The following is a 13,952-nucleotide window of genomic DNA, read 5'->3' on the forward strand; positions in this document are numbered from 1 at the left end:
CGGGCGATGAAGGCAAGTTCTCCTTGGCGCGGCCGCGCCGTCTACATACTGCTGCTGCTGCTGCTCAGCTTCAGCAGCAATATCCCCGTCTTCGCCCAGCAGCAAACCCGCCTGAACACCGGCTGGGAGTTTGTGCGCCAGGACCTGGGCGGCGTGTGGGAAGCCGTGCGGCCCGTGACGGCCGGCAACCCCGAAAGCGTGCCGCTGTGGGAGGCCGTGGCCCTGCCGCACTGCTTCAACGCCCGCGACGCCGTGGACCCCGACGTGAACTATTACCAGGGCCCCGGCTGGTACCGTACCCAGCTCAGCATCGCGAACCCCTACGCCCACGGCCGGACGCTGCTGCACTTCGAGGGCGCGGGCCAGAAAACCCGCGTCTTCATCTACACCACCGAAGTTGGCAGCCACGTCGGCGGCTACGACGAGTGGACCGTGGACATCACCCAGGCCGTGGCCGACTTCCAGCAGACCGACGCCTTCAAAACCCAATTCAAGGGCAAGATTCCGCTCTCCATTCGCTGCGACAACTCCCGCGATTTGGAGATGATGCCCTCCGACCTGTCGGATTTCAACCTCTACGGCGGCCTCTATCGGTATCTGAATCTCGTGTACGAACCGGCCGTTTCGCTGGCGCGCATAGCGGCGAAAGCGGACGTGGACGCCGCCGGAAAACTCGGCTCGCTGACGCTAAAAGGCGTTTTTCGGGAGCCGCTGGCAAGCGGGAATGCGGTGGTGAGCGTGCGCCTGCTCGACCCCGAAGGCAAAGTGGCGGCGAAATCCCAGGCCACGGTTTCGGTGAAAGCCGGCGAGCTGGATTTAGCCGGTTTCAGGCTGAAAACCCCGCGCCGCTGGTCGCCGGAACACCCGGAGCTCTACACCGTGGAAGTGACGGTGGGCAGCGGCCCCGAGCAGTTTGAGCACCGCGAAAAGGTCGGTTTTCGCCACATCGAATTTGTAGAGCACGGCCCGTTCCGGCTGAACGGGCAGCGCCTGCTGCTGCGCGGCACCCACCGCCACGAAGACCACGCCGGCGTGGCCGCCGCCATGACCGAGCCCCAGATTCGGCAGGAAATGCGGCTGATGAAGAGCATGGGCGTCAACTTCATCCGCCTGGGCCACTACCAGCAGTCGCGCATCGTGCTGAACCTGTGCGACTCGCTGGGCATCGTGGTGTGGGAAGAAATTCCCTGGTGCCGGGGCGGGCTGGGCGGCGAGGTGTACCAGGCGCAGGGCCGCCGCATGCTCACCCACATGATTGAGCAGCACTACAATCACCCGGCCGTCATCATCTGGGGCCTGGGCAACGAGAACGACTGGCCCGGCGACTTCCCGGCGTTCGACAAGGAGAAAATCCGCACCTATATGAAGTCGCTCAACGACCTGGCCCACCAGCTCGACCCCGGCCGCTACACCGCCATCCGGCGCTGCGACTTCTGCAAGGACATTCCCGACGTGTACTCGCCCTCCATCTGGGCGGGCTGGTACCGGGGGATTTATACCGATTACAAGGAAGTGACGGAGCAGGAGTTCAGGGCGGTGAAGCGCTTCCTGCACGTGGAGTGGGGCGGCGACAGCCACGCCGGCCGCCACTCCGAAAACCCCGACAACGCCCTGGCCAAAATCGCCCACGGCCAGGGCGCCGACGAGCGCGCCGGCGACGCCAGCCTGTTCGGCGGCAGCGCCCGCGTGTCGAAGGACGGCGACTGGAGCGAGAGCTACCTCTGCAACCTCGTCGACTGGCACCTCAAGGAGCAGGAAACCATGCCTTGGCTGAGCGGCACCGCCTACTGGCCCTTCAAGGATTTCAGCACGCCTGTGCGCCCCGACAACCCCATTCCCTACCTGAACCAGAAGGGCGTGGTGGAGCGCGACCTCACGCCCAAAGAGGCCTTCTACGTGTTCCAGTCGTACTGGGCCACCGCCCCCATGGTGCACCTCTACGGCCACTCCTGGCCCGTGCGCTGGGGCGCGGCCGGCGAGCCGAAGATGGTGAAAGTGTACTCCAATGCCGCTGAAGTCGAGCTGTTTGTGAACGGAAAAAGCCAGGGCATCAAAAAGCGCAACAGCCAGGACTTCCCCGCCGCAGGCCTGCGCTGGCTCGTGACGCTGAACGCGGGCGAAAACACCCTGCGCGCCGTGGCCCGCCAGGGCAAAGCCACCGTGCAGGACGAAATAACCCAGCGCTACCAAACCGCCAAATGGGGCAAGCCCTCCCGCCTCACCCTCACCAAAACCGCCGAAGCCAACGGCCTGGCCACCATCGAGGTGAAGCTGCTCGACGCCCAGGGCGTGCAGTGCCTGGACGCGGCCAGCTGGGTGCAGTTCGGCCTGACCGGCGACGGCACTTTGCTCGACGACCTGGGCACCAGCAGTGGCTCGCGCAAGGTGCAGGCCTACAACGGCCGCGCCATTATCCGCGTCCGCACCAACGGGCGGCGCAGCGTCGCCAGCGTGGCGTCGGAGGGGCTGGAAACGGTGTTTTTGAATTTGTGAGGCGTTGGCCTGACGCGCGAAACCTCACCCCCGGCCCCTCTCCGCAGGAGAGGGGCCGGGGGTGAGGTTTCCCAGCTCAAATTGCAAATAACTCACTAAAAATGAGTGTATAACATACGTTATTTTTCGCAAACGATTCCGTAAATAAAGCCTTTCTGAACGGTACTTATCGGACCTCGACGATTCTACTTTTATGCCGCTCCCCGACGATGGCCTAAGTCGCGGAGCTGCCTGAAAATCATCGTTTCCATCCTGCAATTCCCACCGTAAACCATGACGCATTTTACCACGCTGCCCCGCCTTGCCCGCCTGGGCCTGGCCGCCACCATTGCCCTGTTCAGCAGCTGCCAGAAAGAGCAGGCCGCCGCTCCCGATGCCACCGCTACCACCACCGCCGATTCCACCATCACCACCTTCCGCCACCCCGGCGTGGTGGTGAGCGCGGCCAGCCTGAACCTCGTGGCCGGCCAGGCCAACGCCGGTGACGCTACCCGCACGGCCGGCTACAACAAGGTTATCGACTACATGAACCAATACGCGGTGCCAACCTCCTTTCCATCAGTAGTGTACGTGGTGGGCAGCGGCGGCAGCCCCACCGAAGACCAGATTCGGCGCGACTGCATTCTGGCCTACGCCTGCGCCCTGCGCTGGGTGAAAACCGGCAGCGCCACCTACGCCAACCAGGCCAAGCAGATTCTGAACGGCTACGCCTACAATTTCCAGCGCTACTCCACCTCGCCCAAGCCCGACGGCAGCCCCACCGAGTTCCGCCAGACCTACCTGGAGGCCGCCTGGGTGGCGCCCACCTTCGTGGCGGCGGGCGAAATCATCCGCTACTACCAGGTGAACGGCACGGGCGCGGGCTGGTCGGCCACGGACGTGGCCAAGTTCTCGGACTTTCTTAACAATCTGAAGAACAACTACGTCAACAACGTGCCCGGCGCCATTGCCGACACCAACAACTGGCAGGCCTCGTACTGCTACGCCAAGATGGCGCTGGGCGTGTGGTTCAACAGCACCACCGTGTACGACTCGGGCTACGACTACCTGCTGCAAATCATGCCGCAGCTGGTGTACTCCGACGGGGCCATCAAGGAGCTGCGCGACCGCGACTGCGTGCACCCGCAATACACCCTCACGGCCATGACCTACGCCGCCGAAACGGCCCGCATCCAGGGCAACAATGCCCTTTACGAAGCCAACGGCCAGCTCATCAAAAACGGCTGGAACAAGTTCGAAGACGCCGAAGCCGGCAACTACTCCCGCAACTGCAGCGGCAGCCAGATTTTCCCCGGCATCGAAACCGCCTACAACTACTACGGCACCAGCAAACTGGCCTCGCTGCGCGACCGCCAGGACCCCTACGGCGTGTCGGGCGACAAGACCTTTCTGGGCTTCACGTCCTTCACGCACCGCAGCATCGGCACCGTGCGGTAGGGGCGAAGCGGAATGCTTAGCTGAACGATAATAGCCCGTCATGCTGAGCGTAGTCGAAGCATCTCTACCGCAATAGTAATCAGCTACTACTGCGGCAGAGATGCTTCGACTACGCTCAGCATGACGTTTTAAGAATTAATGATATGCTGCTTCGCCTAACCGCTTTACTAATAGCCCTTCTTACGGCCGCGCCCGCCAGCCGCTCGGCCCCGTCGCCGGCCGATAAGCTTCGGCAGGAGGCCACGCGCACCCTGCGGCCCTACGTGCTGAAAGAAGCGGCCTGGGCCTTGCAGCAGGCGCCCGTCACGGTCACGGCCAGCACCTCGCCGCGCAGCGCGGGCGGGCGGCACGATTTCTTTTCCGAAGGCGACTACTGGTGGCCCGACCCGCAAAACCCCACCGGCCCTTACATCCAGAAAGACGGCCTCACCAACCCCGACAACTTCACGGCCCACCGCCTGGCCATGATTCGCTTCAGCCGCATCATCGGGGCGCTGGCCTCGGCCTATAAGCTGACGGGCGACGAAAAGTACGTGCGCCACGCGCTGCTGCACCTGCGGGCCTGGTTCACTGACCCGCAAACGCTGATGAACCCCTCGCTGCTCTACGCACAGGCCATTTCCGGCAAGTTCACCGGGCGCGGCATCGGCATCATCGACACCATTCAGCTGATGGAAGTGGCCCAGGGCGTGCTGGTGCTGCAGGCCGCCAAAAGCTTCGGCAACGACGACCTGGCCGGCATCAAAAGCTGGTTCAGCCAGTACCTGACCTGGCTCACCACCCATCCCAATGCCCGGGAGGAGATGAATGCCGCCAACAACCACGGCACCTGCTGGACCATGCAGGTGGCCGCCTTCGCCCGCCTCACCGCCAACCAGGAGCTGCTGGCCCGGTGCCGCACCCGCTACAAAACCGTGCACCTGCCCACCCAAATGGCCCCCGACGGCAGCTTCCCCCTCGAAACCAAACGCACCAAGCCCTACGGCTACTCGCTCTTCAACCTCGACGCCATGGCCATGCTCTGCCAAATCCTGAGCACGCCCACCGACAACCTCTGGACCTACCAGACGCTCGACGGGCGCGGCATCCGGAAAGGCATCGAATTCCTGTATCCGTTCGTGCAGGATAAAAGCGCCTGGCCCTTTCCCAGGGACGTGATGTACTGGAACGACTGGCCGGTGGCGCAGCCCTTTCTGGTGCTGGGCGCGGTGCAGTTTCAACGCCCGGCCTGGCTGGGCACCTGGCAGCGCCTCGACCACGCGCCCGGGGTGCCCGAGGTGGTGCGCAACCTGCCCGTGCGCAACCCGCTCATCTGGCTGGATTAAGGTTAGACCGTAGCAGCTGCCACGTCGGCGGGCTTGCTGGCCGCCTCAAACTGCAGCGTAATCTGCACGCCGCTGTCTTGCGCAATGGTCAGGTCGGCATCGAGCTGCTGGCTCAGCCCCTTTATCATCGTGATGCCGAGGGTGCGCACGTGCTCCACGTAAAAGCTCTCGGCCATGCCCACGCCGTTGTCGGCAATGGTGAGTTGGTAGCGTTGGGGGGCGGTGCAGGCGAGCGAAACGGTAATGACGCCGGGCTGCTGGTGCGGAAAGGCGTATTTGAGGGAGTTGGTCACGGCTTCGTTGAGTATCAGGCCCAGTGGGGTGGCAATGGCCACGTCCAATTCTATGGCCTCGACCGTGAGGTGCGGCCGGACCGAGGCCTGCCGGTCGAAGCTGTCAATTAAATGCGCCACAATGTCCTGAACGTATTCCTGCATGTTCACCCGCGCCAGGCTGTCGGACTGGTAAAGCTTTTGGTGGAGCAGGGCCATGGCGTGCACGCGGTTTTGGCTTTCGCGCAACGCGCCTTGCACTACGGGGTCCGGCAGGAAATCGCTCTGCAGGTTGAGCAGGCTACTGATGACTTCGAGGTTGTTTTTGACGCGGTGGTGGATTTCCTTCAGCATCCAGTTTTTCTCTTCCAGGAGAATGCCCTTTTCGGCCAGCAGCTGCGCCAGCGAGTGGTTTTGCGCGTTGATGGCGGCCTGCTGGGCTTCCAGCAGCTGGTTGCTGCGCTGCTTGAGCCGGTAGCGGTTGTAGCCCAGGCCCAGCACCAGTACCAGCAGCACCGCGCCCGCCAGCAGGGCATTGCGCAGCTGCTGCCCCCGCTCCAGCTGCTTTTGCTGCAGGAGGCGCTGCTTGTTGAGGAGTTGAATGTTCTGCTTTTGCAGCTTGATTTCCCGGTCTTTCCGCTGGCTTTGGTACTGAATATCCAGCCGGGAAATTTCTTTGGCCTTGGCTTGGGTGAAGAGCGAATCCCGCAGGGTGACGTAGTGCTGGTAGTGCCGGATGGCCGCGTGGTAATTGCCCAGCGCGGAGTCGAGCCGGAACCAGTTTAATTGATTCTGCCCCTTGTTAAACAAGTCGTTGCGCTGGTAGCGGTAGTAGCTCTCCTGCCGGGCTAGCGTTGCGCGGGCCTCCCCATACTGCCGGGTGGCCAATAAAAAGGCAATGGCTTTGCCGTACACAAAATCAAACTGTGGGCTGCCCGCTTGCAGTGTGTTGGTCAGCGCCTGCACCTGGTTGTAATGCTGCTGCGCCTGGGCGTATTGTTTGAGGGTGGTATGCAGCCCGAGCAGCTGAACGGCTGTGAGCAGGCTTCGCATCTCATCGTCCAGCGGGGGATGCTGTTGAACAAACCGCGTCAGTAGTCGCAGCGCGGCAGCCGGCTGGCCGCCTTGCTCCAGGCTGCTCACCGTGTTGGAAAATACGGTCACCACGTCGCCATCGTAAGGCTTGCGCTGCACCAGCGCAAGGGCTTTGCGGAAATAAGGCAACGCTTTGTCGTTGTCCTTCAGCCGCCGGTAGACGATGCCCACCTGGTTGTAAGCCATGGCCGCCACAATGCTGGTATCGCCGGCGGATTCGGCCGTTTTGATGCCCAGCAAACCGTAGTGCAAGCCGTTTTTATAGTCATCCCGCCGGACGTAGAGGGTGCTCAGCTTGTTGTAGATGGCTATCCGCAGGGCGTGGTCGGCGGTGCGCGCCAGCTGCAGGGCGGCGAGCAGGTCGCTCAGGGCCGCATCGTCTTTTGCCAGCAGCATGTAGATGGTGCTTCTGTGAACCAGAATGCTGATTTGGGCCGGAACGTCTCCTGACTTACGGTACCCAACCAAGCACTGCTCGTAGCACCGAAGCCGTTCCGGCTGCTCCTCCATCCGGTACGCAAACCCGAGGCTCAGCTCCCAATAGGCTTCGGCGGTATGCCGCGCATCGCCGAGGCGGGTGAATAGGTCAATCGCTTGCCGGGCCGCCGCGCGCTCCCGGGGCACGTCCTCCTTCTGCAACCACGCCCGGGCACCCACCAGGTAGCCAATGCCTTCGCCCCTGGGATAATGCAGGGCCCGGCTGAGCGTCTGGGCCTGTTGCACGAGCCGCAGCACGGTATCGGCCTTAACCGCGTCCCCTCTGAATCTGGCCAAATAAAACTGCCCCAGCAGCAGCAATTGGCTGACCCGATTGGTATCGGCTACCGAAGTCCGCAAGCGGTGCCGCACGCTGTCCATCTGTGCGTTGGATGGCAGGGGCGGGGCCACCGGCTGGGCCCGGGCCGGCAGGGCCAGCCCCAGCAGGGCCGCCAGAAAGACAAAAAAGGTACGCGGGTTGGCCATTAGTTGTTCACGCCCGGAAGCGCGCGAAAGAGGTGTCTGCCCGTGCTGCCAGCAGCGGAGCCAGGACCAGGCCCGCAAAGAAGCCTGCTGCTGCTGACCGCCGGAATGGGCTGGCTAAATTTCCAGCTATTCTGCCGCATCGGCCCCCGTAATGGCCCCTGAAGCGCTGATTGTACCGCTTTATCAGCTGAATATACCGCAAAGCGAGTGTGCTGAGCCAATAGGTTTGCAGCATGCTGTTAGTTGGCCATGCCTTGGGCGTGTGGCCCCTTCCTTCCACTGGGCTTGCCTTTGCCCTTCTGCAACTTTACTCGCGATGAACCTGACCATTGAAATGGCGGCGGACATTGGGTGCCCGTGGTGCTACATCGGGTGGCGGCACCTGCAGCTCGCCCTGGCCCGGCTGCGCGCCGAGCGGCCCGCCGTGCAGCCCCGCGTGAAGTGGCACCCCTTCGAGCTGAACCCCACGGCCCCCGCCGAAGGCCTCGACCGCCAGCGCCACCGCAGCGCGGCGCTGGGCAGCTGGGCCCGGGCGCAGGAGCAGGATGCCGCCGTGGTGCAGGCCGGGCTCGAAGCGGGCATTGCGTTCGATTTCAACAAGGTGGCCCGCACGCCCAACACCCACGACACGCACCGCCTGCTCTGGCTGGCCCTGGGCGAAGAAGGGGCGCAAGGGCTGGTGGCCCCGCAGGGCGTGGAGGTGCAGCAGGCCCTGGCCGAAACCCTCTTCCACGGCTACTTCGTGGGCGGTCGGAACCTGAACAACCGCGTTTCGCTGGCTAATCTGGCCGCTTTCTGCGGGTGGGACCGGCAGGCTGTCGGCGCTTTTCTGGCCAGCAGCCAGGGCGCGGAGGCCGTGCGCCAACTGGAAACCACTACGCGCGCCACCGGCATTGCCAGCGTGCCTTTCCTGCTCTTTAATGGCGTCTACGGCATCTCGGGCGTGCAGCCCGTGGCGGTGCTGCACTCGTTCATGGAGCAGATTCTGGATGCGGAGCCCGTCCCCAGCACCCGCAAGGCCGACACCGTCGGAACTCCGGACAGCTATGCCGGAGGCATCTGCAATCCGTAGTGAGGCGTTGCGGGAAATGAAAAATACGTCCAGCTACCCGGGATATTCACTGGGTAGCTGGACGTATCGGGAAATGCACTTTCCAGTTCAGGAAACCAGTACCGGCTATTTAGCGGCCAGCTTGCTGGCAATCTCGGCCGTGTGGCGGCCCTGGAAGCGGGCGCCTTCCAGCTCGTTGGGGCTGGGCTGGCGCTCGCCCTGGCCGCCGGCCACGGTGCTGGCGCCGTAGGGCGTACCGCCGGTTACTTCGTGGTGGCCCATCTGGCCCTGCCAGGCATAGGGCAGGCCCACCAGCACAAAGCCGTGGTGCAGCAGCGCCGTGTGCACCGCCCGGATGGTGGTTTCCTGGCCGCCGTGCTGGGTGGCGGTGCTCACGAAGGCGCCGCCCACCTTGCCCACCAGCGCGCCCTTGGCCCACAGGCCGCCCGTGCTGTCGAGGTAGGCCTGCATCTGGCCGCACATATTACCGTAGCGCGTGGGCGTGCCGAAGAGGATGGCGTCGTACTCGGCCAGCTCGTCCGGTGTAGCCACCGGAACGTGGGCAAAAGCTTTTTGGGCTCCGGTAGCGCCGGTTTTGTCCAGTATATCTTGGGGCAGCGTTTCGGGCACGCGCTTGATGACGACTTCATTGCCGGCGATTTCGCGGGCACCTTCGGCAATGGCTTCGGCCAGCTTGAAGACGTGGCCGTAGGTGGAATAAAACAGAACCAGGGTTTTCATCAGGAATGATTAAAAAAGTGAAAGAAGCAGCACCCCCGGCCATACGCTAGTTGATGGGCGGTAGGCTGGATTCCAGCTGCGCCCGGCGGTGCTCGTGCTGTTTGGGCAGCATCAGGTGCGTGCCCAGCTCGGCCAGCGGCTCATCCACGGTGAAGCCGGGGTTTTCGGTGGCAATTTCGAAGAGCACGCCGCCCGGCTCGCGGAAGTATACCGAGTGGAAGTAGTCGCGGTCAATCTGCGGAGTGGGCTGCAGGCCTTTCTCAATCAGCTTTTTGCGAATGTAGAGTTCGGCCTCATCGTCCTTCACCCGGAAGGCAATGTGGTGCACCGAGCCGCCGGCCGTGACGCTACGCACCTCACCGGGCACCTCTACCAGGTCGATGTAGGCGGCGCCCTGCACGGTATCGGTCACGTAGCGGGAGCGGTTCACGTGCTGCTCCAGCAGCGTGTAGCCGAACACGTCGGTCAGGATTTCGGCCGTGGCCTTCACGCTGGCCAGCGTGAGCGTGACGGTGTGGAAGCCCTTCGTGGCCACGTCGGCCCCTACTTCGGGCGTGGTCCAGGGGGTGCGCGGGTCCTCGGTTTTCGATACGATGAGCTCCAGCTTGAGCCCGTCGGGGTCGAGGAAGGTGAGGTATTGCTCGCCGAACTTCTCCGCTGGCTTGTTGTACGTCACGCCGTGGGCCTCGAAGCGCTTCATCCAGAAGTCGAAGCTGCCGGCCGGCACCGAGTAGCCGATTTCGGTGGCCTGCCCGGTGCCCCGCCGCCCGGCGGTGATGTGCGCCCACGGAAAAAACGTGAGAATGGTGCCCGCCGAGCCGTGCTCATCGCCGAAATAGAAATGGTAGGTGCCGGGGTCGTCGAAGTTGACAGTCTTCTTGATGAAGCGCAGGCCCAGGACTTTGGTGTAAAAATCGTGGTTGCGCTGGGCGTTGCCGGCAATGGCCGTGACGTGGTGCAGACCGAGGATGCGGGGTTCCATGAGTTTGAGGGGGAGGGGAGGAGGGAATGTCTAGTTGAAAATCAGCTTGTTGGCCACGTCTATTTCCTGCTGCGAAATGGTATGGCCCAGGTTGGGGTAAATCTGCTCCGTCACCACCGCGCCCAGGCGCGTAAGCTGGGCCGTGGAAGCCTGCACCCGCCCCACGGGCACGTGCGGGTCGGGGTCGCTGCTGCCAATGAAAATGGGCGTGCCGGCCAGGTCCGCGGTGTAGTTTTCCGGGTAAAGCCGGTCGCCGATGAGGCCCCCGGTGAAGGCCGCCACCCCGCCGTAGCGCGCTGCGTGGCGGGCCACGTACTCCAGCGTAAGGCAAGCCCCCTGCGAGAAGCCCATGAAGTAGATGTTTTGCTTTGTAATACCCGCGCTTTCGGCCAGGGCCACGGCCCGGCCCACGGCGGCCAGCGCATCGGTCAGCCAGGGCTCGTTCTGGGCGGGCGGCGCCAAAAAGGAGTTGGGGTACCAGGTGCTTTGGCTGGCCTGCGGGGCCAGCAGGGCATAATCGGCCACCTGGAGGTGCGGGGCCAGCGAGAGAATGTCGGCGGCACTGGCGCCCCGGCCGTGCAGCATGATGAGGGCTTTGGTGGCCGTGGCCAGCGGCTGGCCGGCGGTGCGGAGGGTTTCCTGGTGCATGAGGCAGAACCGGGTGCGAAACCGGCAAGAATTAAACATAGAACGTCATGCTTCGCCTTGGCTCAGCATGACGTTCTGCTTTTAACCGATTTCAAAGCGGCACTTCCCGCTTAGGCTTCAATAAACTTCAGCAGGTCGGCATTGATGGTGGCGGCTTCGGTGGCGGGCATGCCGTGGGGGAAGCCGGGGTAGGAGATGAGCTGGCCGTGCTTGAGCAGCTTGATGGCCTTGACGGCGCTCACCTGGAAGGGCACAATCTGGTCGTCCTCGCCGTGCAGCACCAGCACCGGCAGGTCCACACTTTTGAGGTCCTCGGTAAAATCGGTTTCCGAGAAGGCCTTGATGCCGTAGTAGTGGGCGTTGGCGCCGCCGGCCATGCCCTGGCGGAACCAGTTGTCGCGCAGGCCCTGCTTCACGTTGGCGCCCTCGCGATTGAAGCCGTAGAACGGCAGGCTGAAATCGGTGTAGTACTGGGCACGGTTGGTGGCCGTACCCTCCCGGATTTCGTCGAAAATGGCCATCGGCACGCCGTCGGGGTTGGTGGGGCCCTGCGCCATGAGGGGCGTCACGGCGCTCACCAGCACCACCTTGGCCACGCGGCCGGGCGCGGCGTGGGCCGCGTAGTGGATGGCCTCGCCGCCGCCGGTGGAGTGGCCGATGTGGACGGCATTTTTCAGGTCGAGGTGGGCCGTAAGCTCGGCCACGTCGGCAATGTAGGTGTCCATGTCGTGGCCGGTGGCGGCCTGCGAGGAGCGGCCGTGCCCGCGCCGGTCGTGGGCGATAACGCGGTAGCCTTTCTGGAGGAAAAACATCAGCTGGGCATCCCAGTCGTCGCTCGAGAGCGGCCAGCCGTGGTGGAAGTACAGCGGCTGGCCCGTGCCCCAGTCCTTGTAGTAGATTTCGGTGCCGTCTTTTACTGTGATTGTAGGCATAACGCGTTTGGTTGAAAGTGGTTGAAGAAACAGTGTGGTTGTGGCGGGCAAGGGGTCAGTGACCATTCCCGACCCTGCAAAACTACCCGCCCGGCCAGCCGGCGCCACGGTAAAAAGCCCGGCTTTCGCAGTATTATCAGCGGATTGCATCAGGTGCTGAGCGGCCGGCAGGCGGCCGGCTTGAAACGTACCGTTTGTTCCGGCTTTTTTACCGCGCCGCCGCCGGCCGGCCGCTCTAGGTTTGCAGCGGTAACGGGGCCCACTTTTTACAGGCTTAGCAAGTGGCACCGCGCCAGGATGGCCTTAGCCGAGGCCGGTGCTGGCAACCCTTTCGCTCATTCCGGCTGGCTTCGGCCCACTCTGGCTCCTGGCAGCCGGCCATCAACCAACCCTTTCTTTATGAAACATGCATCTGTTCTCCTGACGGGGGCTTTGGCGAGCGCGCTGCTGGCGGCTGCGCCGGCGCCCCCCGCCCCCCGGGCTGCTGCCCCGGCGGGCGTCAAAAACATTGTGCTGGTGCACGGCACCTGGGCCGACGGCTCCAGCTGGGCCAAGGTTATTCCGCTGCTCACGGCCAAGGGCTACCACGTGACGGCGGTGCAAAACCCGCTCACCTCGCTGGCCGACGATGTGGCCGCCACCAGGCGCGCCATCGAGCTGCAGGATGGCCCGGTGCTGCTGGTGGGCCACTCCTGGGGCGGCGTGGTCATTACCGAAGCCGGCACCGACCCCAAAGTGGCGGGCCTGGTGTACGTGGCGGCGGCCGCGCCCGATGCCGGCCAGTCGTTTCTGGAGTTGGTGCAGACCTTTCCCGGCACGCCCGGCAACGACCAGATTCAGCCCGACAAGTTCGGCTACATCCACATGTCGCCCAAGGGCTTCACGGAAGACGTGGCGCAGGACCTGTCCAAATCGGACCAGCAGGTGGCTATTGCCACCCAGACGCCCCAGCCCTTCGCGGCCCTCAAAGACAAGGTGAGCACCCCGGCCTGGCAAACCAAGCCCAGCTGGTACATCGTGGCCGCCAACGACCGCATGATTAACCCCGACCTGGAGCGCAGCCTGGCCAGGAAAATGAAGGCCACCAGCACCACGCTGTCGGCCAGCCACATGGTGCTGCTGGCCCAGCCCGACAAGGTGGCCGCCGTCATCCTCGAAGCTGCCGCCAAGGTGCCCGCCAAGTAGCCGCCAGCCGTTGCCGTTGCCGCCCGCCGCTTGCCGTGGCGGGCCCCCTTACCTCGCTTTCACCATTCATTCCCGACTTATGAAACCTTCACCCCAGCTGCTCACGCCCACCAACCACGCCCTCGTGCTCATCGACTACGAAGGCCAGATGGCCTTTGCTACGCAGAGCATCAGCATCAACACGCTGCGCACCAACACGGCCATTATTGCCGGGGCCTCGCGCATCTTCAACGTGCCTACCGTCGTGACCACGGTGGCCGAGGAGTCGTTCAGCGGCCCGGTGTTTCCGGAAATTGAGGAGTTCTACCCGCAGGCCACCTCCGGCTACCTCGACCGCACCAGCATGAACACCTGGGAAGACGAGGCCGCCTACAACGCCATCAAGGGCAAAGACAAGAAAAAGGTGGTGCTGGCCGGCCTCTGGACGAGCGTCTGCATCGTGGGCCCGGCCCTGTCGGCCATGGCCGAGGGCTACGAGGTGTACGTGGTGGCCGATGCCTGCGGCGACGTGTCGCCGGAAGCCCACGAGCGCGCCATGCAGCGCATGATTCACGCCGGCGTGCGCCCCATCACGGCCGTGCAGTACCTGCTGGAGCTGCAGCGCGACTGGGCCCGCCAGGAAACCTACGTGGCCGTGACCGACCTCATGAAAAAGTACGGCGCGGGGTATGGGCTGGGCATCCAGTACTCGCATAAGATGCTGACGCACTAGGCGGGAAACCTCACCCCCGGCCCCGGTTCGCTTGATGCGCGAAGCCTGCGGAGAGGGGAGCCTGACGACTGCAAACGTCTGGGCCGCCGTGGCTCCCCTCTCCGCGGGAGAGGGGC

General features: G+C 63.8%; 11 protein-coding genes. 6 read left to right on the forward strand and 5 right to left on the reverse strand.

Going from position 1 to position 13,952, the window contains the following annotated elements:
• Positions 1–6 precede the first annotated feature (6 nt).
• The 3 genes from ACYVHT_RS15965 to ACYVHT_RS15975 all read left to right on the forward strand — a co-directional run bounded on the left by ACYVHT_RS15965 (position 7) and on the right by ACYVHT_RS15975 (position 5,255).
• The gene (locus ACYVHT_RS15965; RefSeq protein ID WP_460553920.1) at positions 7–2,493 is read left to right on the forward strand and encodes a glycoside hydrolase family 2 protein; all 2,487 of its coding nucleotides are present in this window, start codon (positions 7–9) and stop codon (positions 2,491–2,493) included.
• A 273-nt stretch (positions 2,494–2,766) separates the two neighbouring features.
• Positions 2,767–3,930: an alginate lyase family protein gene (locus tag ACYVHT_RS15970; RefSeq protein WP_460553923.1), complete on the forward strand. Its 1,164-nt coding sequence runs from the start codon at positions 2,767–2,769 to the stop codon at positions 3,928–3,930.
• A 143-nt stretch (positions 3,931–4,073) separates the two neighbouring features.
• A complete protein-coding gene (locus tag ACYVHT_RS15975) occupies positions 4,074–5,255 on the forward strand; it encodes an alginate lyase family protein (RefSeq protein WP_460553926.1) in 1,182 nt (393 codons plus the stop codon).
• A gap of 2 nt (positions 5,256–5,257) precedes the next feature.
• Here ACYVHT_RS15975 and ACYVHT_RS15980 read toward each other — a convergent pair whose 3' ends face one another.
• Positions 5,258–7,585, reverse strand: a complete 2,328-nt coding sequence (locus tag ACYVHT_RS15980) for a histidine kinase dimerization/phosphoacceptor domain -containing protein (RefSeq protein ID WP_460553929.1) — start codon at positions 7,583–7,585, stop codon at positions 5,258–5,260.
• A 316-nt stretch (positions 7,586–7,901) separates the two neighbouring features.
• On the opposite strand from ACYVHT_RS15980, the gene ACYVHT_RS15985 reads away from it, so the two are divergent.
• Positions 7,902–8,657 (forward strand): DsbA family oxidoreductase, encoded by a 756-nt coding sequence (locus ACYVHT_RS15985; protein ID WP_460553932.1) that lies wholly within the window; start codon positions 7,902–7,904, stop codon positions 8,655–8,657.
• 105 nt (positions 8,658–8,762) lie between these two features.
• Here the strand turns inward: ACYVHT_RS15985 and wrbA are convergent, their stop codons facing one another.
• The 4 genes from wrbA to ACYVHT_RS16005 form a co-directional block, all read right to left on the reverse strand.
• Positions 8,763–9,377 carry an NAD(P)H:quinone oxidoreductase gene (gene wrbA / locus ACYVHT_RS15990; RefSeq protein ID WP_460553935.1) on the reverse strand — a complete coding sequence of 205 codons (615 nt, stop codon included), beginning with the start codon at positions 9,375–9,377 and terminating at the stop codon, positions 8,763–8,765.
• A gap of 46 nt (positions 9,378–9,423) precedes the next feature.
• Positions 9,424–10,359, reverse strand: coding sequence for a ring-cleaving dioxygenase (locus tag ACYVHT_RS15995; RefSeq protein WP_460553938.1), 936 nt, complete (start codon positions 10,357–10,359; stop codon positions 9,424–9,426).
• Between the two features lie 30 nt (positions 10,360–10,389).
• The gene (locus ACYVHT_RS16000) at positions 10,390–11,007 is read right to left on the reverse strand and encodes an alpha/beta hydrolase (RefSeq protein WP_460553941.1); all 618 of its coding nucleotides are present in this window, start codon (positions 11,005–11,007) and stop codon (positions 10,390–10,392) included.
• 110 nt (positions 11,008–11,117) lie between these two features.
• Positions 11,118–11,939, reverse strand: a complete 822-nt coding sequence (locus ACYVHT_RS16005) for an alpha/beta fold hydrolase (RefSeq protein ID WP_460553944.1) — start codon at positions 11,937–11,939, stop codon at positions 11,118–11,120.
• 399 nt (positions 11,940–12,338) lie between these two features.
• Here ACYVHT_RS16005 and ACYVHT_RS16010 point away from each other — a divergent pair, with 399 nt between their 5' ends.
• Together ACYVHT_RS16010 and ACYVHT_RS16015 are read left to right on the forward strand one after the other, a co-directional pair.
• On the forward strand, positions 12,339–13,124 hold the full coding sequence (locus ACYVHT_RS16010; RefSeq protein WP_460553947.1) for an alpha/beta fold hydrolase: 786 nt from the start codon (positions 12,339–12,341) through the stop codon (positions 13,122–13,124).
• 79 nt (positions 13,125–13,203) lie between these two features.
• Positions 13,204–13,836: a hydrolase gene (locus ACYVHT_RS16015; RefSeq protein WP_460553949.1), complete on the forward strand. Its 633-nt coding sequence runs from the start codon at positions 13,204–13,206 to the stop codon at positions 13,834–13,836.
• Positions 13,837–13,952: the final 116 nt, after the last annotated feature.

Source organism: Hymenobacter daeguensis, assembly GCF_054780555.1.

Excerpts from the sequence above, each read along its gene's own strand:
- ACYVHT_RS15975 (WP_460553926.1), top strand. The coding sequence starts at position 4,074 with ATGCTGCTTCGCCTAACCGCTTTACTAATAGCCCTTCTTACGGCCGCG.
- ACYVHT_RS15965 (WP_460553920.1), top strand. The coding sequence starts at position 7 with ATGAAGGCAAGTTCTCCTTGGCGCGGCCGCGCCGTCTACATACTGCTG.
- ACYVHT_RS15995 (WP_460553938.1), bottom strand. The coding sequence starts at position 10,359 with ATGGAACCCCGCATCCTCGGTCTGCACCACGTCACGGCCATTGCCGGC.
- ACYVHT_RS16010 (WP_460553947.1), top strand. The coding sequence starts at position 12,339 with ATGAAACATGCATCTGTTCTCCTGACGGGGGCTTTGGCGAGCGCGCTG.
- ACYVHT_RS15985 (WP_460553932.1), top strand. The coding sequence starts at position 7,902 with ATGAACCTGACCATTGAAATGGCGGCGGACATTGGGTGCCCGTGGTGC.
- ACYVHT_RS16005 (WP_460553944.1), bottom strand. The coding sequence starts at position 11,939 with ATGCCTACAATCACAGTAAAAGACGGCACCGAAATCTACTACAAGGAC.
- ACYVHT_RS16000 (WP_460553941.1), bottom strand. The coding sequence starts at position 11,007 with ATGCACCAGGAAACCCTCCGCACCGCCGGCCAGCCGCTGGCCACGGCC.
- ACYVHT_RS15980 (WP_460553929.1), bottom strand. The coding sequence starts at position 7,585 with ATGGCCAACCCGCGTACCTTTTTTGTCTTTCTGGCGGCCCTGCTGGGG.
- ACYVHT_RS16015 (WP_460553949.1), top strand. The coding sequence starts at position 13,204 with ATGAAACCTTCACCCCAGCTGCTCACGCCCACCAACCACGCCCTCGTG.
- wrbA (WP_460553935.1), bottom strand. The coding sequence starts at position 9,377 with ATGAAAACCCTGGTTCTGTTTTATTCCACCTACGGCCACGTCTTCAAG.
- ACYVHT_RS15970 (WP_460553923.1), top strand. The coding sequence starts at position 2,767 with ATGACGCATTTTACCACGCTGCCCCGCCTTGCCCGCCTGGGCCTGGCC.